The organism is Bradyrhizobium sp. LMG 9283 (assembly GCF_045571415.1).
Taxonomy (GTDB): Bacteria; Pseudomonadota; Alphaproteobacteria; order Rhizobiales; family Xanthobacteraceae; genus Bradyrhizobium.
On record NZ_CP120691.1, the window covers coordinates 1,633,400 to 1,656,358 of the forward strand.

The following is a 22,959-nucleotide window of genomic DNA, read 5'->3' on the forward strand; positions in this document are numbered from 1 at the left end:
CGACATGATGTTCATCCCAATTTGTTCACGGTTTGGCGCCGGCAGGCACGCCAGGGTCAGCTGAGCGGTGAGATCATGCGGGCGCTTGTTCCGGTCGAGATCGCCTCGGCGCCGACTCCGGTAGCGATGAACCCCTCGCAACAGGCATCTTCAACGCCTGAGCATCGCAGGGCTGGCATCATTGAGATCGAGCTTGGCGGCTGTCGCACGTTTTCAGAAGCCTTTTTGAGAGCCACGCGCTCAGGAAACTCCTGGCTCCGGTCCTCCAGGGATCGCTTGGCCGTTGCTAGTCCTGTGTCGAAAGCACCTCGCGCACAAGCCCCACCAAAGACGCCATCGTGTAGGGCTTGGCAAGCCAGCCGAGCGGCGCATAGGGCGCGGCCCTGTTGCGGGTCTGCTGATCGTCGTGGGCCGTCGCAAAGACGCAGCGCAGACCAAACGCGCGAAACAGATCGCCCGCGGCCTCGATACCGTCCCGCGTGCCGGCAAGCCTTATGTCCATGACGACAAGGGCGGGCCGTTGCTGCGTGGCCATCGCCAAGGCTTCCTCGGCGGTCGCCGCAAGACCGACAACCTCTAGACCCGCATCAAGCAGCGCCGCCTCCGCCTGCATCGCGATCAAGAAGTCGTCCTCTACCACCAGCACGCCGCGCGGCTGCCCGGTCCGCTCGATTTCGTGACTCTCGTTCCGGTCATTGATCGGATCGCGCGGACGGTCTGACCCGGATGCCTCAAAAGGCGTTTGCGGGAAGCCGGACTCCGTCATTAAGCGCCTCGACCTGGAGCGAAGTGGAGGCGGGCGCAGGACGGATTTCGGGTTACCTCGAAACGTCCCTGAAGCTGGCGCGCCAGACCAAGCACGAGCCGCAGGCCCGAGGAATTATGCCGGACGGCCTCGAGATCAAACCCCGGTCCTTCGTCCTCGACCGACAGTTCGAATGCTCCGTCCTGCTCCGTCAACCTGACGCGAATGGTCCCGCGCCCCGATGCGTCCACGCCGTGCTTGGCCGCATTGGTCAAAAGCTCGTTGGCAATCAAGGCGAGCGGCATCGCACTATCGTTGGAGAGGACGCCAGTTGCCGGTGCACTGGCGATACGAATGCCGGGCGGCAAGGTCTGCTGAATGGTCTCGACGACCGCGCCCAAAAACTGATCCGCCGAAAATTGGCTCGCATCGGGAGTCCCGTACAGCACCCGCTGCGCGGCCGCCATGGCCGCGATCCGGCCGCTGGCTTCTTCGAGCACGCGGCGCGCTTCCTCGCTTCGTGCACTCCTCGCCGCGCCCAGCAGAAGCGCCTGCAGCATCTGCATGTTGTTCTTGGTACGATGGTTCAACTCGTTCAGCAGCAAACGCTGCTGCGTTTCAGCTTGCTTACGCTCGCTGAGATCGACCAGCATATTGATGGCGCCGGTGATGTTCCCGAAGGCATCGCGCAACGGCGTTGGAAAGGGAATGAACGGCACACGCGTTCCGTCGGGGCGCTCGGCCACCGCCTCCACACCCCGTACGGCCCGTCCTTCGCGCAGCGCCACCGCCATCGGACACTGGTGGTGCGGCAGAGGCGTGCCGTCAGGATAAAAGAGCTTCCAGGTCACGCACCATTCGTCGCTTCCCAGAAGCGGCGTTCGTCCGGCAAATTCGACCGCGGTCTGGTTGAAGTAAGTGATCTTGCCCTGGGCATCCGTCGTGTAGATCGCCGCGGGGATCGCCGCCAGGAGTTCCTGTAGCCGCCGTTCGCTTTCCCTGAGCCGCGCCTCCGCCTGTTTCCGCGTGGTGATATCCCGGGCGATCTTGGACGCGCCTATGATGCGTCCCCAGCGATCTCTGATCGGCGATATCGTGAGCGAGATATCAAAGGTGGTCCCATCTTTGCGCTGACGGATCGTCTCATAATGGTGAATGCGTTCGCCAGCCTTGATCCGGGCCAAGATGTGCGGCTCTTCGTCTTGGCGATCGGCAGGGATCAACATCGTGATCGGCTGCCCAACAGCTTCCTCGCGGCTATAGCCGAAGAGCCGCTCGGCGCCCCCGTTCCACGTCTGAATGACGCCATCGAGATCCTTGCTGACAATGGCATCATCAGAGGATTCCACGATCGCGGCGAGCTGCTGGGCGCCGCGCTCGGCGGCCTTGCGCGCGTCTTCACCACTGAGGCGCGCGAGGCTGAACCCGAGAAGCCGCGCAAGCGTCAGCGCCACCTCGATCTCAGCCTCATCGAATGCATGCACGGCGCAATAGTAAGCCATGAATTTGCCCGCCAGGCGCCCGTCCTGCACGATCGGGATAAAGGCCGTGGCTTGAATACCTTCGCCAAGCACAGTGCGCTTGAGCTCGTCAGAAAGATCGGCAGCCCGCACATCTTCCACGCAAACAGGCCGCGGATCGGCTTCATCCGGTGCCCAAGGAGAATGCCCTTCAACGGACTTGCGATAGTCGTCTGATAAGCCGCGCCAGGCCACGAAACGCATTACGCCGGCCTGGTCGAGCTGCAAGATCGACGCGCGGTCACAGGCGAGGGCGCGCGTAATGGCATCGAGCGCCGCCGCATGAATCTGCTGATCTGACGAGCAATGCTGAAGCCGCTCGGAAAACGCAAACAACGCCGCCTGCTCCTGCATGCGATGCGCCAGCGCCTGTTCGGCACGCTTGCGGTCCGTGATGTCGTGCTGCACGCGAACCGCGTAGAGAAATCGACCTTGCGCATCGCGCACGCTCGATGACGTCACTGATGCCCAGAAATGGCCGCCACCTTTGCGGTAGATGCGCTTTTCGATGTTGTAATGCTCGAACGCGCCGGCGAGCTGTTGGCGAAAAAGGTCGCGATCTTCCGCGAGGTCTTCCGGGAAGGTCTCATCGAAAATTGTGCGGCCGAGAAGTTCGGACGACGTATAACCCGTCAGCCGGCAAAGCTGCTGATTAACACGCAACATGCGGCCGTTGCGGTCGATTTCTACGATGCCTGCCCCGACATGCTCGTACGTCGCGGCGAGGCGGTCATCGCTGGAGCTGTGCAATTCGGTAGTGGGGGTAGGGGAATCGATCGGCTCGAGGCGCGGGGCGGGCCGTCCTTGGATGTTCATTATTTCGCTCCGACGCGATGGCCGGACATCTCAGCCTTACGGCCGCTGTCCCTACCGTGCGATGACCGGCGAAGTTCCAGGATGTGCAAAGCACTCGTTAATCACCTGAATCGGCAAAAGTTCCACCGAGCAGTCTAGCGAGGCTACGTCTATGACAGAGATGTAGGAGACTTCGCCGCCCTTCGGATCTGGCGGGTGCCCGAATGCGAGGCGGGGTCAACGGGTTTAAACGTCCCGCGGGCTTCATGCTATTATCGGCTCCGAGCTGCCGATTGATATCGACCGCGGCATCCGCCTGCCAGCGTTGTCCTGTGTTCATCGGCTCTCCGCCCCGCTCGCTGAGTGGAGCCGGCCGCCTTGTGCGACGAAGCCGATCCACCGATATAGCTACCGCCGTTGGCTGGAGGTATAATTGCCAATGTCATACGAGATGGCGCCGCTGGAATGACCGCCGCCCCGAGCCTCGGCGAAACCCGTCGAGCACAGCACCACGCCCGCAAGACGGAACTCGTTCGCCTACACACGACTAAGGTCTAGTGATCAACCTCTTTGGATTATTATCTCGCGCGTCGGTGCAAGTTATCAAACGCGAGAGAACCATTCCGGCTTTCGTGCTTGGGAGCGGTGGGATGATACTGCCCTAGTCCTAATTGGACATCGGTTGCTCGAGATAGCTCAACTTACCGAGGATGGACTGGACCGATTCATAGGCAATTTAACGCGCCGAATTCTTCAATGCGCTGAGGCTCAGATCGATTCTTGCTCCGATGGCTCAACGTGTGGGACGACACCCCGCTTCCCATTGGAAATGGTGCTGAGGGTCGCACGCCGTTCGCGCCAATAGTTCCAGGAATGGCGCCGCGTTTCGTCGGTCGGGGCCAGAAGGCCACCCGGCGCCATGAGACCTCTCACGCAAACATCTCCGGCGTCACCTGGTCGACCTCGATGATCACGTCGGCCGGAATATTGGCGCGCCTTGCCGCATTGCGAATGGCGTCGGCGTTTTCGGCCTCATAAAGACAGTAGGTCTTGCGCTTGTCGGCACTCAGAAAGGAGAAGATCCACTTCACTCCTTCTTCATCGTTGATGAGATCGACTCTGTCGACTCCTTCCTTCGTGAACTCCAGTTTTTCTGCGAAGTTTCGCTCGATAATGAAGCGCGGCATGGACCTCTCCCGTTTACCACTCGGCACGTCAGTGCAGTTGACCGCGCAGCCTCGTAAGCAGAGCGGTCATGTTCAGGCGACTTGCCATCGCCAGAGATTCGTTCAACAGCGCATCGGCATGTGCGATGTCGCCATGGCGGCCGCGGCGGCGCAGCATGTGCGCGTATCGGTTCTGCGCGTGCGCCAACCAAGGCCATGCATGCATGTGCCGGTCCATCCGTAGCGCCTCCTCGAAGTGCTCTTCGGAGCGATTCCAGTCGCCGAGCACGTCGGCGAGAGCTCCGAGGAAGCGGCCGGCCGATCCGTAGCAGACGGTCACGATACCGGCCGTGACGGTCATGTGGCGGTAGGGCTCGAGCAGATCGTACAAGGCACGCGCGCAGCGCTCGTCCTCGAGCGCCGCGCAAACATCGGCAAGATAGGAAAGCGTCGTGCTCCGCTTCGCATCCATTGGGAAGGCGAAATCGGTCTGCCGCAACTCGTCCAGCATCTTTTGTGCCTGCGGCTTGAAGCCCAGCTCCGTCGCGACGAGCGCGAATCCGGGCTTCCAGGTATTGCCTTCTGGTTCGTCATTGATCAACTGTTTGATGACAGGGGCAATCTCCGCCAGGCGTCCCTGCTCACGCCGGACCGTGAACATCTGCATGCCGTAGACGCCTTCGACACTCTCCCCATGCGTCCTGCGACCCATCGCATGCGCGTTCTCGGCGAGGTTCTCGGCGGCCGCAAAGTCGCCGATCAAAAGAGCCTGCATGGCTCGCCCTAGCTGCGCAACCCATTCCTGGTGCAGCATCTGACGGCCCTCAATTGATGACTGAAACTGGTCCAAAGCCGCGATCATCCCCTGGTAGTCGCCAAATTCGGCCGAATAATAGATGTGCACAGAAAGGATTCGGGTGCGGAGGTCGGCGTCATTCAGCCGATCGGCAATGGCGAGCGCCTCGCTGAGGCGGTTGCGCAGGTCCGCAGATTGTGTCCCCGAGAGGGCTGCCGGCACCAGAAATGGAGTAAACAGAACTTCACAGAGAGAGCGGTCGTCCTCGAGGCGGCGCGCCATTTCGATCGCCTCGGAATTGAACACGTCAGCACGCTCGAAATCACCCTTCATCAAGAACGCTCTACCGAGCGCACTCAATATCTGGCAGCGCTGCCGACTGTTTCCTCCTTCGATCGCCGATAAGGCTTCGAGCAGCAGCGCGATGGAAGGTTCAAGGGCGTCGTGATAGTAGAACCGGGCGTGGCCAAAACCGATGGCGCAGTTGGCGAGCGCATCGCTGTTTCCACGGGCTCGTGCCTCGCCGGCGGCGCGCTCGAATGTGACGGAAGCCTGTTGCAGATGGCCGGCCGCCGACTGCGCCCGACCCAATGCGATTCTTGTCTCGAGCACGGCGTCCTCGCGCCCTTCCGAATCGGGCAGTCTCTCGGCGATGGCCAGGGCTTTCCCGTAATGATCGATGGCCTCGTAGTTCGCCGAGCGCGCCAGCGCGCGCTCGCCGGCACGCCGCCAGAACGGCAGGGCCAACTGTGGTAGTCCGGCCTCGGAAAAGTGCCGCGCAACCAGCTCCGGCTGGGTGTCCGCTGTCTCACGGCGGTACTCGGCAAGGGCACGGGCAATTGCCGCATGATACCGCTGTCTTCTGCTCGTCAGCAGGGACTGGTATGCCGTGTCCTGAATGAGGGCATGCCTGAACGCCAAGGCATCCTCGGAAGGACCCCCTCTCAGAACCAGATGCGCCGCCATCAGTTCGGCGACGGCCGCATCGAGATCGGCGATCGGAAAATCGCACACATGAGCAAGCAGCTCTCGGCTGAACTCGCGCCCGATGACAGAGGCGATTTGGGCGGTCTCTTTCGCGGTCGGCTGGCAGCGATCGAGGCGTGCCATCAAGGAGCCCTGCAGCGTCGCCGGAAGCCCCACCTCAAATTCGCCCGCGCCGGCCTCGCGCTCGACCAGAGAGCGGGCCAGCTCCTCGATGAACAGGGGAATGCCATCGGTCCGGCCGACGATCTCGTCGATCATGCGCGGGCTGGCAGTGGTGCCGGCGATGTGCCGCACCATGTCGGCGATCTGAGGCTTTGCCAGCGGCCCGAGGGAAAGCTGCAGCACATGGTCGTAAAGGCCGGGCCATTCAGAAGTCCAGCTCGGCCGGTGTGTCACGAGCAACATGATCGGTGCTCGGTTGATTGGCGCCATCAGCACATCGAGCAGCTCGGTGGTAGTGGGATCGATCCAGTGAGCGTCCTCGACAATAATCAGCACTGGAGAGCGCGCGGCGCGCTGCAGGAACCGGTCGACCAGCGTCTGCAGTGTGAGGCTCTTCCTTTGCTGTGGCGTCAGGTCGATCTTGCCGTACCGATCATGGCAATCGAGGGACAGAAGCTCTGCATAAACCGGAGCCACCGTCCGAATGTCGGCGCCCACGTCGGCGAGCATATGCTCGAGCTTGTCGAGCCGTTGGTCGTTGCTATCGCTTGGCCGAAAGTCGGCGGCGCGGCCGAGATTCTGAACAATCGGAAACAGGGTACTGTGGGTATGATAGGGTGAGCATTGAAAACGCAGGACGACATGCGGCGTCGCGCCCAGCTTTTCTGTAAAGGCCTGCACCAGCCGGGATTTGCCGATACCGGCATCCCCCGAGAGCAGGATTGCCTGTCCTTCTCCTGCGCGCGCAAGCTCCCACCTTTCAACGAGCAGCGCGACCTCGTGCACGCGACCTACGAATGGCGACAGCTCTCCGGCATGTGCCGCGTGGAATCGGCTTTCAACCTCTCGCTCGGACTTGACGAGATACACGCGGGTGCCTGTCCCGAATCCCTTGAGGTGCTTCTCACCGAGGTCCTCGACGACGAAGGCGTCGGCGATCAATCGCCTGGTCGCCTCCGCGATGACGAGTTGACTCGGCCGCGCGCTCGCCTGGAGCCTGGCTGCGAGATTGGGCGTCTCACCCGCCACCGCACCTTCCTCGCGGACCGAGCCTCCAACGAGGTCCCCGACAACGACGAGCCCCGTGGCTACGCCGACGCGGGCCTCGAGCTCGACATCGTTGGGCTTCAGCAGTTGCACGGCGCCCAGGGCCTCGAACCCGGCTCGGACCGCGCGTTCGGCGTGATCCTCATAGGCGCATGGCCATCCGAAATACGCCATGACGCCGTCGCCCATGAACCGGGCGACGTAGCCGCCATAACGGGTGACCGCGCCGGCGACCCGATCCTGATAGCTGCGAAGCACCTCGCGCAGATCCTCGGGATCGAGCCGACGAGACAGCTCCGTGGAACCAACCAGGTCGCAGAACAGGACGCTCAGCAGGCGTCGCTCCGGCGGCCGCTCCGGGGGAGCGCGCGGCAACGGCTGATCGTTCGCATGGAGAGAGTTGGTGCTTGCCGCCGGTAGCGCGCCCCCGAAGGACTCGGCAATCGCTGCCAGCATCTTGCGCCGGTGGCCAAGCGACACGCCAAGCTCCTTTAGATCCTGATCGGTCAAAAGGTGCAGGACGGAGATGTCGACGTCGTTTTCGGCAAAACGGTCCGCGTACTCGGAAAACCCGAGCGTTGCCAACCACTCTGCAACTGACGACATCGGGGTCCGCATCGGGCGCCCCTCGTCTTTAGCAAGAACCGGATTAGCCTATCAAAATTGGCACCCAATGTCTCTTTCGGGTCAAAAAAGCGGCGGTCCAAACTCGCATGAGGCAGGCCCGGTCTACCCGCGAAAGCGGACCTATCCACACCCCAACGCGCAGTAGCTCGGCGCCGATCTCATCCCCCATCCATTGACAATTTGCCTACGGCATCGACCGGCGCTTTGATCCGCGCCATGCCCATCTAACTCGCCGCCGGGACCGCAACGCCCGCCAGGAAAGCTGGCTGATCTATGACGGCGATTGTCCACGTCGGCAGCACGGCCTGCGCTCTGGCAATCCGACAGAGAGCGATTCATGGCAATGGCGCTGCGGGATCCGGAGCTATTGTTCTTCGCGCCGCGCATCAGCTCTGACGCCGTCGGGCGTGACCTCATAGTCCTCGCCGTGATGCCTGAGCCAGCCTGCCTTGACCATCGCGATTGCGGTCTCCTCGCCACATAAGCGGCGGGTGCCGCCGGGGAAATACAAATTGCCGTTGTGCGCGACCAGGCGGCCGTATAGGTGCGCCTGCCTCAACACTCTGCGCATTCCGGGCGAGGGCTTGACCATAGCGGCAATCAAACTCGGGTTGCCCGTATTCGTTCCGGTGAGCTTATCGTAGCGCGTTGCCGGCAGCGGGAAATTCCAAAGAGCTGCGGCGGCTATGCTGGGCGTGCGATGATCGCCGCCGTACTCGTTGGTGGAGGGGCAAAGCATGAAAGCACAGGCTGGGGACCGGCTGGCCGGCAGCCGCCCGCCCATTCGATGATCCGATCGTCCTGCCGGGCCGCGAGCTGACGACCCTGCGCAATGCCGGCGAATGCATCGCGGCGCTACCACATACCGAGCGCGACGCGGCGGAATGGCATGCCGCGATTGAGGCGTTGCTCCTGGTCGTCGAGCGCGACGGGCCGGTGATGTTTGCGCGGATCGGCGTCATGCAGGCGCTAAACCGGGGCGGGGCTGCTTTGCGGCCCGTGGCGAAAGCAGACGAGGGCGTACAGGAGCGTGAGTGGATAGCCTTGCACGACATCGACTAGGAAAAACTGGTCGCGGCCTTGCTTCTCAATCCACCCCTCCTTTGACAACTGCCGGATGCGCTCCGGGCTGACCATGAGGAGCCGCCCGGCAAGGGCCGATGTGATCAGTTGGCCGCGCCCGGCGGCGCCCGTATCCGGCCCGGGGGGCGCGTTTTGGGCACTCGCCCTGCTCGATCCCCCAGCCGAATTCTCGCCCACCAGTGGCGCCCCTACGGGCACTGCGGCCTGCCCTGTACCCCTTTGATGACATTATTTCCCTCTGGGACTGAGCCAAAAGGATCTTCCAACCACCGACCAGTGGCCTAGTTCTGGGCCTTTCCCCGGGGCTTTGGCCCAATCCGGGCCGGCGCCGCCGGGGGCGGACAAAGAAGGGCGTTTGGGAAAATGACGAAGCTAACCCCGACCGATTTGGCTCACTTCACCGGTACCGGCGAATGGTATCGCCACGGGCTCTACGGGCGCATACTCTACACTGACGGCGTGCAGTATCTCGCCGAAACGGGCGGCGCGTATTGGCTCCTCGACAAGATCGCCTGCCTTCAACTCGAACCGAAAATTCGGGCCGAGGAATTTCAGGTCTGGCGATTGCACTGATGGCTGACCGCACCGCGCGCCTCGTCTGCGATGACGGCAACGACAATGGCGCGGTCCTCTATTCCGAGGACATCGACTTTACCGATTTCCCTCTCGATCAAATCACCATTTGGGTCGAGGGCGATGTCATCCTGCTGCCAAGCGAGCACTGACGCTTTCGCTGGAGATCGGCCGATGACATTCGACGCGATCGAGACCCGCGCGATCGACGATCCGCCACGCGGATCACTTCACCGCATCGCTGTTCCTCGGGCGCGGTCAATACCGCGTCGAGCGGCGGCCACCGTTCTCGCGGCGATGCAAGCCGCCCGCGAGATCGAGCAAAACCCGGCGGCTCATACCCGTCGCGCGCTTGTGTACGCCATCGCGCCCGACGGTCACGCCACCTTGCTGACCGCCGCGCTGATCGCAAAACTGCTTTCCCTCAAATCGTAAGGACGTCCGTTTAACGCCCTACACTGAGGGTGAGCGTGGACCGATGACCGGTCTACCCCTGACAGCCGACGTGACAACAGCTTAGGCCATTGTTCGGCTCGGGGCCCAGAAGCTGACATCGACGACCGCGTCTGCAGCGGTCCAAGGATCGCTGATGCGAAGTCCGGACTGCCCTCAACGGCACGTTGCGCAAATGCTTGCGCTGAGGAAGGAACTTCACCCTTGGAATATCCCTGTTATGCACAGCACTGCTCACATATACCTTGGTTTGTATTGACAATCTCGAAAAAAGTTTGGGTGAGAGTCGCAAACCGAACCGACATTCCCGTTTCTATTAACCCAAAGTCGGGTCGGGGCTAAATCAAGGCTCATCCAAAATCTGATCGAACACAGAGCGTGAGTTCTCGTGACGCAAGCGAGCGTTGCGAGGAATGCTTTCGCTTGAGAAAGGGAATGTTGCGTGAGTGAAAGCGAAATGAAATTGACGCCGAACGGAACGAATGTTTTCGGGATGCCATGGTTGGATTTCTCGAAGGTCACCTTCCCTGGCGTGGGGCGCGAGCTTACCGAGCGAGGCCTCGCCCGCGCACGGGAAGGTTGCGAGAAGATCAAGGCCGCATCGGAAGAGATGACGGAGGCGCTGCGCGAGACCTATTCGAGCAATGCGAGATGCACGACCGACTACGGGCTCAAGGTGTTCGAAATCTCAAACGCCAATGTCGCTTCTGCGCTCGATTTCTTCGTCCATCTGTTCGGCAGCAAGTCAGCGACCGATGTCTATACCTTATCGGCGGCGCAAGCGCGCAAGGCGTTCGACACCGCCTCCGACCAGAACAAGGAATTGTGGGCGCTTGCCCAGAAGCTCGCGACGGAAACGGGTGAGCCGATCAGGAAGCACTTCACCAGGGTTCTCCACCAAGGCGGCGGCTAAAAAAGCGCGCTCAATTTCACATCCAGCTTCGTTTGAGGAGGGACCCGGCCGGTTGGAGCACGCCGAGCTGAGCGAGCACGCCCCCCACGGCCCCATGCTCGATCAACAAGGTGCGCGATGCCCCCCAAGCCCGCACCGACAACAGGCGCATTCCAACCGGCCGGTGCTTTTCTGCAAACTACAACAAAGACAAATCGCAAGGGAGGGCAACATGGGAATGGTTATGGTCAAATGTCCGCAAACCGGACACGCAATTCCCACCGGTATCCAGACTGATCGCGAGAGCTTTGGACGCCGCGCGGTGTTTTTCTCGCGCACCCGGTGTCCCATCTGCCGCACCGATCACGCGTGGTTTGCGCGGGAAGCCTGGGTCGACGAGCCGGGCATCCGGATCGCGCCGTCATAGCGGCGGCTCCCGAAAGAACCCCAACGGCGACCTTGTCTCGGTCCCGGCGGTCTTCAGACGCAAGCTGCATGACCGGCTCATTGATTTCGGCCGGGACAAGGTGCGAGACATTCATGAACCCTCTATCGGCGAGCGACGTGTTCTTTACGGTCGCCATCATGAGCGCCACTTTCCTGGCCGAGGTTGGGCTCTTTATTTCGATTGGAATGCTTTGAAAGGAGCGCGCGATCTGGGCAGCGCCGAGCCGATGCGAGGTCTAGGACCCCGCAAGCTTCGACAGCGGGGGAAATGGAGACATCACCAGTGGTCGCAGAAGCGGCGATTTGAGCCTCGGCCAATGACTTCCGGTCTGCCCCACACTTCGGACATGTCCCTGCGCCGGGCAAACGGTCGCGAAGGGCCAATTGCTGACTCGTGCGCCGCAGCAACTGCGTAAACTGGTCGCTATGGCCTCACTCAATCACCTCATCAGCGCGAGCGAGCAACGAGGGTGGCACCTCCAGACCGAGTGCCTTGGCCGTTTTTAGATTGATCACCAGTTTGAACTTGACAGGCTCTTGTACCGGAAGCTGCTCCGGTTTGGCCCCTTTCAAAATCCGATCTACGTATGCAGCAAGTCGAGGTTCGAGGGGATCATCGTAAGCGTAGCGCCGAGGCCCTTTGGATTGTTTGTGCGGAGTCTTGAGAGCACCGTTAGAAGAGTCATCTTCTGGAAGGGTGCTCACAATGGACGACCATTCTGACGACATAAGACGACCGTTGTCACCGCGTATTGAAGTGTTCGCTGGCGCAGGTCGAAAGCGCTGGCCGGATGATTTGAAGGCACAGATTGCCGCGGGAAGCCTCGAGCCGGGGGCGGTTGTCACAGACGTCGCCAGTCGCCATGGCTGCCGGCCCCAGCAGGTGCATGACTGGCGGCGCCGGGCGCGTTTGGGCCAGTTGGTGCTGCCAGCTTCGGCGGAGACGCTGTCGTTCGTGCCGGTGGTGTCGGAATCGGCGCTACCGGCGGCCGCAGAGCCCACCGGGTCGCCGGAAGCAGCCGTTGTGACGGTTGAGCTCCAGGGGGCACGAGTGGAGGTGCGGGGGCGCCTGGCCTTGCTGTGTTGAGTGATGTGTTCTTGGCGCTTCGACGGACACGTTCATGCTGACGCCGCCTGCGAACCTTACGATTTACGTGGCGACGCAACCTGTGGACTTCAGAAAAGGTGCGGAGGGCTTGGCGCTTTTGGCGAAGGAGACGCTGGGCCATGATCCGATGAAGGGCGTGGCGGTGGTGTTCCGCGCGAAGCGCGCCGATCGGGTGAAGATTGTCGTCTGGGATGGCAGCGGCCTTGTGATGTATTGGAAGCGGCTCGATAGCAACGGCTTCAAATGGCCTCCCATCGTGGCCGGCGTGATGCGGATGAATGCCGCGCAGTTGTCGGCGCTTCTGGCCGGCATGGATTGGACGCGGATGCACGCGCCTCGGATCCCGCAGCCGAAAGCGCTTGCGTAAAGATACAAATCTCGCTGCATCGGGGCGCGAAGCATGGCAGACTCGGGCCAATGAGTGATTTGCCTGATGAGCTGCCGAGTGATCCAGCTGAGTTGCGTGTCTTTGCCGCGGCTCTGCTGGATCGCTGCGCCAGGCTCGAGCGGTTGCTCAAGCTTGCAAAAGATGCGCAGTTCGGTCGGTCCTCGGAAAAGCTGGACGCTGATCAGCTGCAGCTTGTTCTGGAGGACATCGAAGAGGCCGTCGCGGCCCTCGAAGCAGCCGAGGATCGCGCCAATCCCAGAACCTGCGAGAAGAGGACGGCCGAGCGCAAAGCCAACCGTGGTCAGCTGCCGGAGCATTTGCCGCGCATCATCGAGACCCTGATGCCCGCTGCAACCTGCTGTCCGTCCTGCAAAGGCGATCTCTTTGAGATCGGTCACGATGAGAGCCAGAGGTTGGACGTCGTACCGGCGCAGTATCGCGTGATCGTCACCCGCCGGCCCAAACTGGCCTGCCGCGCCTGTCACGGTGTCATCCTCCAGCATGCTGCTCCCGAGCGACTGATCAGGGGAGGATTGCCCACCGAGCGGCTGGTCGCGCATGTGATCGACGCGAAGTATCATTGGCATTTGCCGCTTTATCGCCAGGCGCAGATGCTGGAGACCCACGGAATAGCGCTGGACCGTTCCACGCTCGCCTTCTGGGTCGGCTACGCCGCCCAGGAATTGAAGCCCTTGTGGCATCGTCTGCGCCAGCTTCTGCTGGCCTCCTCGAAGCTCTGTGTCGATGAGACCCCGGCGCCGGTGCTGGATCCGGGGCGCGGCAGGACAAAAACCGGCTACTTCTGGGCGCTGTCACGCGATGACAGGCCTTGGGCCGGACCTGATCCGCCTGGGGTGGTCTATGCCTATGCAAGGGGCCGCGGCGCCGTTCATGGCTTGCGGCTGCTTGAGGGCTATCGCGGCATCATCCACTGCGACGGCTATCAGGCTTACAAGACCATGACCCGAGAGACGCGTGCGGACGCCCTGTCCGGGACGCTCGCCTTCTGCTGGTCGCATCTGCGGCGCCAGTTTGTGAAGATCGAGCGGGAGGCTGCGCCGGCGCCAGCTCCGGTTGCCCGCGAGGCGCTCGCGCGCATTGCCCAGCTCTACGCGGTCGAGAAGGCACTGCGCGGCCGCTCTGCTTCCGAGCGCTGCGCCGGCCGACAAGCGCATGCCCGGCCTCTGGCTACAGCCTTGAAGCAGTGGTTTGAGGCCAAGCTTGATCACCTTGCGGGGAAGAGCGACACGGCGAAGGCTTTGCGTTATGCGCTACGCCATTGGGACGGCCTGACGCTCTACCTTGATGACGGGCGCATCGAGATGGACACGAATGCGGTCGAGCGTGCGATGCGGCCGATCAAGCTCAACGCCAAGAACTCCCTTTTTGCCGGTTGCGACGAAGGTGCCGAGAATTGGGCATTGCTGGCTTCGCTCATTGAGACCTGTAAGCTCAATGGCGTCAGTGCCGAGCACTGGCTCGCTGACGTTCTCGCCAAGCTCGTCAATGGTTGGCCTGCGGCGCGACTGGACGAACTGCTTCCCTGGGCATCGACCTATACGATGCATACACACGATCCGAGGCTGGCGGCATGAGCCTGAACACGACCGCGGTCCGGATCAAGGTGACCCTCAAGGATGTGAAGCCGGAGGTGATGCGTCGCCTTGTCGTACCCGTCACCCTGCGCCTTGATCGGTTGCATCTGACGCTTCAGGAGGCATTCGGCTGGACGAACAGTCACCTCTTCGAGTTCTTCGCTGGTGAGGTCCGTTGGGGGATTCTGATCCCCACAACGATTACGGCCACCAGCCCATGGATGCCCGCAAAGCGCGGCTTTGCGATATCGTTCGCGAGACCGGCGCCAAGACGATCCACTATCTCTATGACTTCGGCGACAGCTGGGACCATGTGATCAAGCTCGAAAAATGGTTCCAGAACACCACGACGGAGGGGCTTCCCTTCCTGCTCGAGGCCGCCGGCCGTTGTCCTCCGGAAGACGTCGGCGGTGCGCCAGGCTATGCCGAATACCTCGCCGCCATCAGCGACCCCGGCCATCCCGAGCACGAACACATGCGCCTCTGGGGCCCGGAGCGGTTCGATCCCAACGTCGTCGACCGGAAGGCGCTCGAAGCCGCCGTCAAGGCGTTGTCCGACACATGGATACCGCGGCGACGCGCCACGCGAACAAAATAGGCGTCAAGCGTCATTCAGAAGGGCTGCAGAGCTACGCTTACGGATCATCGATGCTGTACGACATCAGCCCGCCGGTGATTACAAATTGAGGCAAGAAATACATCGCAGGCACCTTGCGGCGGGCAGCAACAGCAATGATGAGTTCACGTTGACTAGCGATAAAGTAGTCTGGCGTCACAACGAGACCGCCAGGCGGCTGGCCTTCGAGTCTCGAAATGAGGCGCTCAATTTCCTCGGCATTGCGGACAGGTGCAACAATGGGTGTAATCGCAAGCGACACAGCGGCGGCTTCGAACGGACGCACATAGTAGCTTCCACGGCCTGGGGCTGCATCAGGATTGAACAGGAGGGCGACCCGAGTGATTGCGGGCGACACTTCCTTGAGGAGTTCGAGCCATTTGCTCACGAGGTCCCTGCCTGCATAAGCAAAACCCGTGGCATTGCCGCCAGGGCGCGCGTAGCTTTGGACGAAGCCGCTGCCGACAGGGTCCGAAACAAGGCCGAAGACAACTGGGACCGTGCGGGTTTCGGCGATTACAGCAGCGACCAACGGTGTATTAACGGCAACTATCAAGTCTGGATGAAGCTCTACTGACTCCTTTGCCAGTTTCCGGAGCCGCTCAAAGTCTCCCCCGGCATCATAATACTCGACTCGGATATTCGAAGCGTCAATCCAGCCCAAATCCCTGAGCGCCTGATCGAAATTCTTACGAAATATTGGATTGAAGACGGGGTCCTTCGGGCCTACCAGCCAGCCGAGAAAGCGGCCCGTTCCATAAGCAGTGTCTGCAGCAAGGCGCTTCGGCTTCAAACTAAAGCGACGCTCGGTTCGATCGAGCATTGTCTTTGTGGACTCGACCTCGTCATAGGTGCGCGCGGGCGTTGGTTCGACGTCGACAATGACTGCGTGCTCGACGTCAATAAGATAGTTGAGCCCATACCCGAACTGCACGCGCTTGTTAGCCTTGGCCGTCCAGGCCGAGGACGGATCGGAAGGCGAGATCACCTTCGGCGGCTTGCGATCGGGTTTTGCGGTCGGCGTCGCGTCAGAACCGCCACTACGGTTATCCTTGCCTTCCTGGTCCTGGGCCTCCGCCTCAAGTCCAGCTAGATACTCGGCCACGGCACGCTTCTGGCGTTGCGCATCGGTCCAGTCCAGCTCGTCCGGCGCTTTGCCGTGATAGCGACTAGCATTGGCCTCCATTACGCTCGCATCCACGGCGAACCCCTCGCCCTTGACAAGGCCCGCCACCATGCACGCCGCAACCACGCGCTCGAAGATATGACGCAGGATCTCGCTCTCACGGAAGCGGCCGAGCCGGTTCACCGAGAACGTCGAATGGTGCGGAACCTTGTCGTCGAGATCGAGCTTGCAGAACCAGCGGAAAGCAAGGTGCAGCGCGACTTCCTGGCACAGCCGGCGCTCATGACGAATGCCATAGCAGTAACCGACCAGGAGCATTCGGTTCATCAGCTCGGGATCAACCGAGGGCCGGCCGATGTCGCTGTAAAACGCCTTTAGCTGTTGGTGCAAATCGGTCAGAACGGCGGTCGCAAACACATTGATCCGTTGCAACAGGTAGTCCCTCGGGATCATCTCGTCGAGGCAAAACTCATAAAAGAGCTGCCGCTGATCCCGGTCCTGCCGCCCCATCATCGCCGACTCTCCTGCCGCCTCCTCAGCAGGAATCATTGTTCGCTCGGCTCCTCAAGCCCTTTTTCGACAGCATCGGTCATTCGCGTCGATTTGGCCGCGTCGCCCACCACGTCCGGGTGGCCTGGGCTGCTGACGTGCCGGGCGCCATCGCGGTCTTCGCCTTCGGGCCAACTCCGGACTCATGCGCCGCAGCAGAGTGCGCTTCGATCACCTCGTGGACATTGAAGAGCTACTCGGGCAACCCCGCTTTGCGAAACCCCGCAATCATCAGCTTCGCATTTATTGATAGCCGGCTCCGAGCGATCCACGCCGATATTGTGAAAGCGGGGTCGAGTTCAAGCAAACCAGCTGCCGCTCCACGGGCCTCAGCGTCCCGTCCGAGATGGGCGAAAGCGGACGCGAGGCAGCGGTATGGTCCTGGATAGGAAGGGTTCTGACGCAGGGCTTTCTTCGCTGCAATGATGGCCTCGTCAAAGCGACGAAGTTCAATAAGAGCAAATCCCATCCCGGTTAACGCTGTGAATTGTTGCGGGTCTGCCGGGCTCATGCGCATGGCACGTTCAATGCTCCGGATCGCTTCTTCTGGCTGCCCCGCAACTTTGTAGACCCAGCCTCTGCAGTTCCATGTGTGATATGAATTCGGGTTGAGCGCAACCGCCCGGTCGGACATCTCGATCTCAGTCTCACGATCGCCGACCATAAGTGCCGAGATTAAGGCAGCAGAGGCTAACGTGCCTGGATCACCATCGTCGAGGCTCAATGCCAAGCGCATAAGCCGAACTGCTTCCTTGCGGTCGAATTGAGGATCGATGGCGTAGTTCCTAAGCACGTTTTCCAGGTGACAGGCACCTGCCAGAGCGGCGGCACCAGCAAACCAAGGATCAAGCTCCAAAGCGCGCTGGACCAGTCGGAGTGCCTCGGCCAAACTTTCGCTGGTCGATCGGCCGGCTTGCTGTATAGCCCGAAGATAAAGATCATATGCGGTGAGGTCTTCCGGTCGCCGCCGCGACGCCAGTTCAATTTCGGCTCGAAACAGCTTTGGCTGAATAGCCGAGACAACGGCGAGCGTGACGTCGTCCTGCAGCGCGAAAATATCTGTCATGTCGCGCTCGAACCTGTCCGCCCAGATGTGTGCGCCCGTAGCCGCTTCAATCAATTGGCCCGTGATGCGAACTTTCCCCGAAGCCTTGCGCACCGCCCCCTCAAGGACATAGCGCACGCCCAGCCTGCGCCCGACTTCCTTGATGTCGACGGCCTTGCCCTTGAAGGTGAAACTCGAATTGCGAGCGATCACGAACAACCATTTGAACCGCGAAAGCGCGTTTGTGATCTCCTCAACCATCCCGTCCGCAAAATACTCCTGCTCCGGATCGCCAGACATGTTCGTGAACGGCAGCACGGCGATGGAGGGCTTGTCGGGAACTGCAGGAGCGCTCTCGGGCGCATCGCCCGGATTTGGGCTCGCAACTTCTCGCGCCTCCTGCACCTGCCCGACGAAGCGGAAGCCCTTGCGCGGTAGTGTTTTGATGAACCGCTGTTCCTCGCCGGAATCGCCGATTGCACCCCGGGCGGCATTCAGGCGGGTTGTTAGCGCCGCGTCAGATACGCTGCGCCCTTTCCAAATGGCTTTGATGAGGTCGTCCTTGCTGACAACTCGCTCCCTGTTGCGGATCAGGTAATCGAGCAGATCAAAAACCTGCGGTGTGATCGACACCGCATCGGTCCCCCGATGCAGCTCGCGCCGTTCGGTATCGAATGTGTAGTCCTCGAAAAGATAGCGCAAGCTGCCATTCCTTCTCGGGAACGCCTCCGTCGCACCCCTAGCGCACGAAGAATAAGCCGCCAGTAAGGGAAATGTAAGTCACCAGTTATGCGCGCCGGCACATCTTGCGGCAACTTCCGCCTAGTGAACAGTCCAGACAGGACACACCTCAATGAGCACGATCCACGGGACCACCGAGCAGGGACAGGTAACCGCAGGGCGGCAAGTCTACAGTCCTCTCGAAGCATATTGGAATGCATTTCAGGAGCAACGCAAACGCCGGAGATTACTGGCCAACTTGTGCGACTTAAGTGACAGGGAGCTTATGGATATCGGTATTACGCGCAGCGAAATCGACTACGTCGCCTCGCACCGAGGTTGCGATCCGCGAGGCATCCTATCCGGTGAATGAATGTCGATAACTGGCAGCGGTAGACGGTCGGAATTGGGCACGACCAGAGGCGTCGTGGCGGAGATGCTGATTTCCGATAATGGAATGGTCCGGCCGTGCTCCGGCCCTGCCAGTGCGAGAAGCTGGCAAGGGGCGCTCAAGACAAGGAGCACACCATGTCTCGGAAACTCAATGCAGCGATCGCCGTGATCGGCATCGATATCGGCAAGAACTCGTTCCACCTCGTGGGTCATGATCACCGCGGTGCCATCGTGCTCCGGCAGAAGTGGTCACGCGGCCAGGTGGAAACGCGGCTCGCCAACCTGCCGCCGTGCTTGATCGGTATGGAGGCTTGCGTCGGTGCGCATCATCTCAGCCGCAAGCTCCAAATGCTTGGCCACGACGCCCGCCTGATGCCGGCGAAATACGTGCGCCCCTATTCGAAGGGGCAGAAGAATGACTTCCGAGATGCGGAAGCCATCGCCGAGGCTGTTCAACGCCCGACCATGAAGTTCGTCGCAACCAAGACGGCCGATCAGCTCGACCTTCAGGCGCTGCACCGCGTCCGCGATCGATTGGTCGGTCAGCGTACCGGGGTCATCAATCAGATCCGTGCGTTCCTGCTGGAGCGGGGCATCGCCGTACGCCAGGGCCTGCATGTCCTGCGGTCCGAGTTGCCGGGCACCTCGCGACGCGCACCGATGTGCTCTTGCCTCGCATGTTGCGCATCATCGAGGATCTGGCAGGAGACTGGCGCCGGCTGGATGCACGTATCGAGGGGGTATCGAGCGAGATCGAAACGTTGGCCCATCAAGATAAGGCCTGCGAGCGATTGATGACGGTGCCCGGCATTGGCCCGCTCATCTCAAGCGCCATGGTGGCCGCGATCGGCACTGGAGATGTGTTCTCGAAGGGCCGCGACTTCGGCGCCTGGCTTGGGCTGGTGCCGAAGCAGATCTCGACCGGCGACCGCACGATCCTCGGTAAGATATCAAGGCGCGGCAATCGCTACCTGCGCGCACTGTTCGTGCAAGCCGCGTGGGTTGTGCTGGTCAAGGTCAGTTGGGAGCGCTATGGCCTCAAGTCTTGGATCGAAGCCGCCAAGAAGCGATTGCACCACAACGTGCTGGCGATTGCGCTCGCCAACAAGCTCGCCCGGATCGCCTGGGCGGTCCTCAACAAGGGCCGCGTCTTCGAATGCGTCAAGCCGGAGGAGACGGCGTCCCGACCTGCCTGATCCTCGCGCCGTGCTCGGGGCCGTCAAGGCGCAGCCTGGCAGTGGTGGAGCAAGGCGTCAGGACAGCACGACGGCCGGCCTTGACGGCCCTTGCGCGCGGCGCGTCTGCGCGCGCAGGCCGGGACGAAGGAACGGACCGCCAGGCACGAACAAAGGAACAGCGCGAAGTGAGGAGCCCATCGATGACGTAACCAACAGCCCTTACCCGCCGAGGTCTGCGAGAGGATGAGACGACCATGGAGGACGGTCTTCCCGGCGCATGCGAACACTGGTGACCCGAATGGCCCGCTCGAGGCCTGTCCGCTAATCAGCTCGAATGCGCGCTGATATCCATGATGGCCCGGAGCCCAACACGCTCCAATCAGAGGCCGGATACATTGATGCAAGACCGCATCTGCCAGGTTGACGAAACCGCTTGCAACGCGCGGCCGGACCATACATTGCGGTCACAACCGGTAACAACCGGTAAGGCTCGGAACAAGCACAATTTCTGCTTCGCTTCCAAGACCCGACATGTCGGCTCAAGCTGGAGCGTGGCGGTCGCCGCTGCCGCGCCGCTGTGCCGATTGGTCGTCGGCCATCGCCTGCTTGCCACGCGCAATACCGCGATATGCCGGCGCCGCGCCGCTCGATCTCCGCATATGGGATTTCGTTGCAGGCGAGCCGCGACCGCGCGGCCTGATTGAGAAAATAGATATATCGCATCTGGTAGCCGTTGAGCGGCACGCCGTGGCCCGACCATGAACCGCCGGTCTTGGCGAAATGCGCCGCGCGGTTCTTTCCGGTTACTTGCGTCATCTGTGCGTGACCGAGCCGTCGGGCAGTCGCAGCAAGCTTTTGTTCAACTTGATCCCGGTCAGGACGAAGCCGGCCGCGCGATAGATCGTTCCGTCGCCGCACTGGCATCCATCCGCGAACGAGATCACCCATTCGATGTGCGGATAATGCTTCCGGATCATCCGCAGCGCGATCGAGAGCGCGCGGCTTTCGCTGTTGCGCGGCAGCGCCTCCGAGAACGCCAGCCGGTTCAATTCGAGAAAGCCGTTCCATGCGGTATCGCGCACCAGCCCGAGAATGTTGCTCTTGTCCATCGACGGGCCGAACGTCATCGCGCCTTCGAGCCGGCCGCCGAAGAAGACGCCGAGCGCGAGGAAAGCGTTGTTGACGGTCTTGTGGCTGTAGTGCAGCCGGGTGATCAGCGCGTCGGCGTCCTTCTTCGCAATCGGCGCGACGCGGATATTCTTAGCCTGTCCCATGGCGCGCAATCGCTCCTTGCTGTGAGCCTCGCCCAATTTGGGGTGATTGCGGTCCCCGTCTTTTGTCGCTCGGGGCGCCTCTTGACACAAGGGGCGAGGATAAAATTAGCCGAGGTCCTCGCCCCTCAGACCACATTTGCGCGCGGTGTCTATGACTGAAGGTCGCTCAGTTTCCGGCCAGTGGCTAGCAGTTGAAACAAGGCGCGGTGACCTTGATACTTCGCCGCCTGCCGCGTCGTTTCCCTGCCGCTCATAAGCACAGCGCCAGTTTGATCGTGAATCTGCCACTCCCAGCCCCGCCTCCGGCGGTTGATGAGGATAACTTCCAACATGGCAATCGGCGCGTTCTAATTATGCCGCGTGCGGGCCAAAATCGTCGCTGGGCATTCGAAATCTTAGGTCAAGCGGAAAGGTAGATGCTGACAGCATCTCCATCGCGTTTTGCTCTTCAGAGAGGCGCCGCTTCAGGTACTGGCGCTCAAGGTCCGTAAGTTGAGTTTTGAGCAATCCGCGATAGCGTTGGATGTTGTTTCGATGCGTACGTAAGCGAGCCAATCTTTCGTCCATCATCGTCGTCACCCTCTGACGGTCGTTGCAATATCCCTAAGTGGTTAAAGGGCCGTGCCCAGCTAAAGAATTAGCTTGCGCGGTCCGACTGTCAAGATGGTCCGGCCGAGCGGCCCTTTAAGGCGCTGACCGGGCGGCTGCGGGGTATGCCGGACGTACCGGAGGCAATCGATTAACACGCACCAATCACACTCGATTTATGAGACGCGCTCTAGATATTCGGCACAGATCGCGGCGAGCGCATTGCCTTGCGGCGATCGATTGGGATTGTTCGGCTCACGTGGTTTGGTCGCCCTGGCTATCGCGCGCTCGACGATCCCGAATTGATCGCCGTACAGAATGAACGTCATGTCGCGGAATGGCGACCGATCACCGTCCGGCAATTCCGGCATCTGCTCAAGCTCGCCGACGCCGACGGACAGCCGCGATAGCTCGTCCTCGGTTATGCCGGTCAGCGCGATCTCGAAACCGCCCTCCATGAGGTCGGCCAATTCGAGCCGCAGCATCTCGTCATCCCAATCGCTCGCATCGGTCAGCCGATTATCAGCTATGACATAAGCGCGCTTTTGCTGATCGGTCCATCCGCGCGCCACGATGACCGGGACTTGCGTAAATCCGAGTAGTTTGCCGGCGGCGAGTGGCCCATGACCAGCGAGAACCATGCCGTCATCGGCCGCGAGGATCGGCATGGTCCAGCCCCATTGCCGGATTGACGCGGCGATTTGGTCGATCTGCTCGGCCGAATGCCGGCGCGAATTGCGCTCATAGGGCCGTAAACGCTCAATCGGCCATGTTTCCACGGCCGGCTTGCTCGCCAGTGCATCCATGATTTGTCGTCCGTTGGGCCGATCTCTTTCTTTTGCATCGCAGTGGCCATGTAGTCCGCCTGCCGGATCGCCAGCGACACGATCGTCAGGGTCGGATTGCAGGCCGCGCCAGAGGTGAACTGACTGCCGTCAGAGATAAACAAGTTCTTGATGTCGTGGGTCTGGCCCTGTGGTGGTCGCGGCCGCGACCACTGGCACCGTGCTTGCCGCACCCTTGAGAAAGACCCGGCGGTCGAACTTGCTGCGGCGATCAACTTCCCTCGTAGCTCCTCCATGTGTC

20 protein-coding genes and 4 pseudogenes are annotated in these 22,959 nt (G+C 61.3%); 12 read left to right on the forward strand and 12 right to left on the reverse strand.

What is annotated here, in order from left to right; translation table 11 throughout:
• Window positions 1–286: 286 nt before the first annotated feature.
• The 5 genes from P6U29_RS07700 to P6U29_RS07720 all read right to left on the reverse strand — a co-directional run bounded on the left by P6U29_RS07700 (window position 287) and on the right by P6U29_RS07720 (window position 8,629).
• Complete coding sequence (locus P6U29_RS07700) at window positions 287–766, reverse strand: response regulator (RefSeq protein WP_407117038.1); 480 nt, start codon at window positions 764–766, stop codon at window positions 287–289.
• Window positions 766–3,081, reverse strand: coding sequence for a PAS domain S-box protein (locus P6U29_RS07705; protein ID WP_407117039.1), 2,316 nt, complete (start codon window positions 3,079–3,081; stop codon window positions 766–768). Before P6U29_RS07705 ends, P6U29_RS07700 begins: the two co-directional genes overlap by 1 nt.
• A gap of 908 nt (window positions 3,082–3,989) precedes the next feature.
• The gene (locus P6U29_RS07710; protein WP_341511289.1) at window positions 3,990–4,247 is read right to left on the reverse strand and encodes a DUF4242 domain-containing protein; all 258 of its coding nucleotides are present in this window, start codon (window positions 4,245–4,247) and stop codon (window positions 3,990–3,992) included.
• 28 nt (window positions 4,248–4,275) lie between these two features.
• Complete coding sequence (locus P6U29_RS07715; protein ID WP_407117040.1) at window positions 4,276–7,836, reverse strand: AAA family ATPase; 3,561 nt, start codon at window positions 7,834–7,836, stop codon at window positions 4,276–4,278.
• Window positions 7,837–8,209: 373 nt separating this feature from the next.
• The gene (locus P6U29_RS07720; RefSeq protein ID WP_407117041.1) at window positions 8,210–8,629 is read right to left on the reverse strand and encodes a hypothetical protein; all 420 of its coding nucleotides are present in this window, start codon (window positions 8,627–8,629) and stop codon (window positions 8,210–8,212) included.
• 122 nt (window positions 8,630–8,751) lie between these two features.
• Here P6U29_RS07720 and P6U29_RS07725 point away from each other — a divergent pair, with 122 nt between their 5' ends.
• The 5 genes from P6U29_RS07725 to P6U29_RS07745 all read left to right on the forward strand — a co-directional run bounded on the left by P6U29_RS07725 (window position 8,752) and on the right by P6U29_RS07745 (window position 10,867).
• A complete protein-coding gene (locus P6U29_RS07725; RefSeq protein WP_407117042.1) occupies window positions 8,752–8,907 on the forward strand; it encodes a hypothetical protein in 156 nt (51 codons plus the stop codon).
• A 384-nt stretch (window positions 8,908–9,291) separates the two neighbouring features.
• Entirely contained in the window at window positions 9,292–9,501 is a 210-nt protein-coding gene (locus P6U29_RS07730; RefSeq protein WP_407117043.1) for a DUF6876 family protein, read from the forward strand.
• Window positions 9,501–9,653, forward strand: a complete 153-nt coding sequence (locus P6U29_RS07735; RefSeq protein WP_407117044.1) for a DUF6876 family protein — start codon at window positions 9,501–9,503, stop codon at window positions 9,651–9,653. The genes P6U29_RS07730 and P6U29_RS07735 overlap by 1 nt, the downstream gene beginning before the upstream one ends.
• A gap of 22 nt (window positions 9,654–9,675) precedes the next feature.
• Entirely contained in the window at window positions 9,676–9,936 is a 261-nt protein-coding gene (locus P6U29_RS07740) for a hypothetical protein (RefSeq protein ID WP_407117045.1), read from the forward strand.
• Between the two features lie 520 nt (window positions 9,937–10,456).
• Complete coding sequence (locus P6U29_RS07745) at window positions 10,457–10,867, forward strand: phasin family protein (RefSeq protein WP_407117046.1); 411 nt, start codon at window positions 10,457–10,459, stop codon at window positions 10,865–10,867.
• Window positions 10,868–11,725: 858 nt separating this feature from the next.
• Here the strand turns inward: P6U29_RS07745 and P6U29_RS07750 are convergent.
• A pseudogene (locus P6U29_RS07750) lies at window positions 11,726–11,893 on the reverse strand (ABC transporter substrate binding protein); the annotation flags it as partial.
• A gap of 106 nt (window positions 11,894–11,999) precedes the next feature.
• Here P6U29_RS07750 and tnpA point away from each other — a divergent pair.
• Genes tnpA through P6U29_RS07775 form a run of 5 tightly spaced genes read left to right on the forward strand, consistent with a single transcriptional unit; the run spans window position 12,000 to window position 14,982 of the window.
• A complete protein-coding gene (gene tnpA, locus P6U29_RS07755) occupies window positions 12,000–12,380 on the forward strand; it encodes an IS66-like element accessory protein TnpA (protein WP_407117047.1) in 381 nt (126 codons plus the stop codon).
• Between the two features lie 34 nt (window positions 12,381–12,414).
• On the forward strand, window positions 12,415–12,768 hold the full coding sequence (gene tnpB / locus P6U29_RS07760; RefSeq protein ID WP_091880705.1) for an IS66 family insertion sequence element accessory protein TnpB: 354 nt from the start codon (window positions 12,415–12,417) through the stop codon (window positions 12,766–12,768).
• Between the two features lie 50 nt (window positions 12,769–12,818).
• A complete protein-coding gene (gene tnpC / locus P6U29_RS07765; RefSeq protein WP_407117048.1) occupies window positions 12,819–14,384 on the forward strand; it encodes an IS66 family transposase in 1,566 nt (521 codons plus the stop codon).
• A 59-nt stretch (window positions 14,385–14,443) separates the two neighbouring features.
• Window positions 14,444–14,701: an IS1096 element passenger TnpR family protein gene (locus tag P6U29_RS07770; protein WP_407119269.1), complete on the forward strand. Its 258-nt coding sequence runs from the start codon at window positions 14,444–14,446 to the stop codon at window positions 14,699–14,701.
• On the forward strand, window positions 14,602–14,982 hold the full coding sequence (locus tag P6U29_RS07775; protein WP_407117049.1) for a plasmid pRiA4b ORF-3 family protein: 381 nt from the start codon (window positions 14,602–14,604) through the stop codon (window positions 14,980–14,982). The genes P6U29_RS07770 and P6U29_RS07775 overlap by 100 nt, the downstream gene beginning before the upstream one ends.
• A gap of 37 nt (window positions 14,983–15,019) precedes the next feature.
• Here the strand turns inward: P6U29_RS07775 and P6U29_RS07780 are convergent, their stop codons facing one another.
• Both P6U29_RS07780 and P6U29_RS07785 read right to left on the reverse strand, forming a co-directional pair.
• Window positions 15,020–16,675 (reverse strand): ABC transporter substrate binding protein, encoded by a 1,656-nt coding sequence (locus P6U29_RS07780; protein ID WP_407117050.1) that lies wholly within the window; start codon window positions 16,673–16,675, stop codon window positions 15,020–15,022.
• 193 nt (window positions 16,676–16,868) lie between these two features.
• Window positions 16,869–18,422 (reverse strand): winged helix-turn-helix domain-containing tetratricopeptide repeat protein, encoded by a 1,554-nt coding sequence (locus tag P6U29_RS07785; protein ID WP_407117051.1) that lies wholly within the window; start codon window positions 18,420–18,422, stop codon window positions 16,869–16,871.
• A gap of 151 nt (window positions 18,423–18,573) precedes the next feature.
• Here P6U29_RS07785 and P6U29_RS07790 point away from each other — a divergent pair, with 151 nt between their 5' ends.
• Together P6U29_RS07790 and P6U29_RS07795 are read left to right on the forward strand one after the other, a co-directional pair.
• Window positions 18,574–18,813 (forward strand): DUF1127 domain-containing protein, encoded by a 240-nt coding sequence (locus P6U29_RS07790; protein ID WP_407117052.1) that lies wholly within the window; start codon window positions 18,574–18,576, stop codon window positions 18,811–18,813.
• Between the two features lie 155 nt (window positions 18,814–18,968).
• Window positions 18,969–20,029, forward strand: a pseudogene (locus P6U29_RS07795) (IS110 family transposase).
• Between the two features lie 794 nt (window positions 20,030–20,823).
• Here the strand turns inward: P6U29_RS07795 and P6U29_RS07800 are convergent.
• The 4 genes and pseudogenes from P6U29_RS07800 to P6U29_RS07815 all read right to left on the reverse strand — a co-directional run.
• Complete coding sequence (locus tag P6U29_RS07800) at window positions 20,824–21,285, reverse strand: hypothetical protein (RefSeq protein WP_407117053.1); 462 nt, start codon at window positions 21,283–21,285, stop codon at window positions 20,824–20,826.
• A 764-nt stretch (window positions 21,286–22,049) separates the two neighbouring features.
• Window positions 22,050–22,679 carry a ParB/Srx family N-terminal domain-containing protein gene (locus tag P6U29_RS07805; RefSeq protein WP_407117054.1) on the reverse strand — a complete coding sequence of 210 codons (630 nt, stop codon included), beginning with the start codon at window positions 22,677–22,679 and terminating at the stop codon, window positions 22,050–22,052.
• Between the two features lie 20 nt (window positions 22,680–22,699).
• Window positions 22,700–22,846 (reverse strand): annotated as a pseudogene (locus tag P6U29_RS07810) (GMC oxidoreductase); the annotation flags it as partial.
• Window positions 22,845–22,940 (reverse strand): annotated as a pseudogene (locus P6U29_RS07815) (gluconate 2-dehydrogenase subunit 3 family protein); the annotation flags it as partial. The pseudogenes P6U29_RS07810 and P6U29_RS07815, both read right to left, overlap by 2 nt.
• Between the last annotated feature and the right edge of the window lie 19 nt (window positions 22,941–22,959).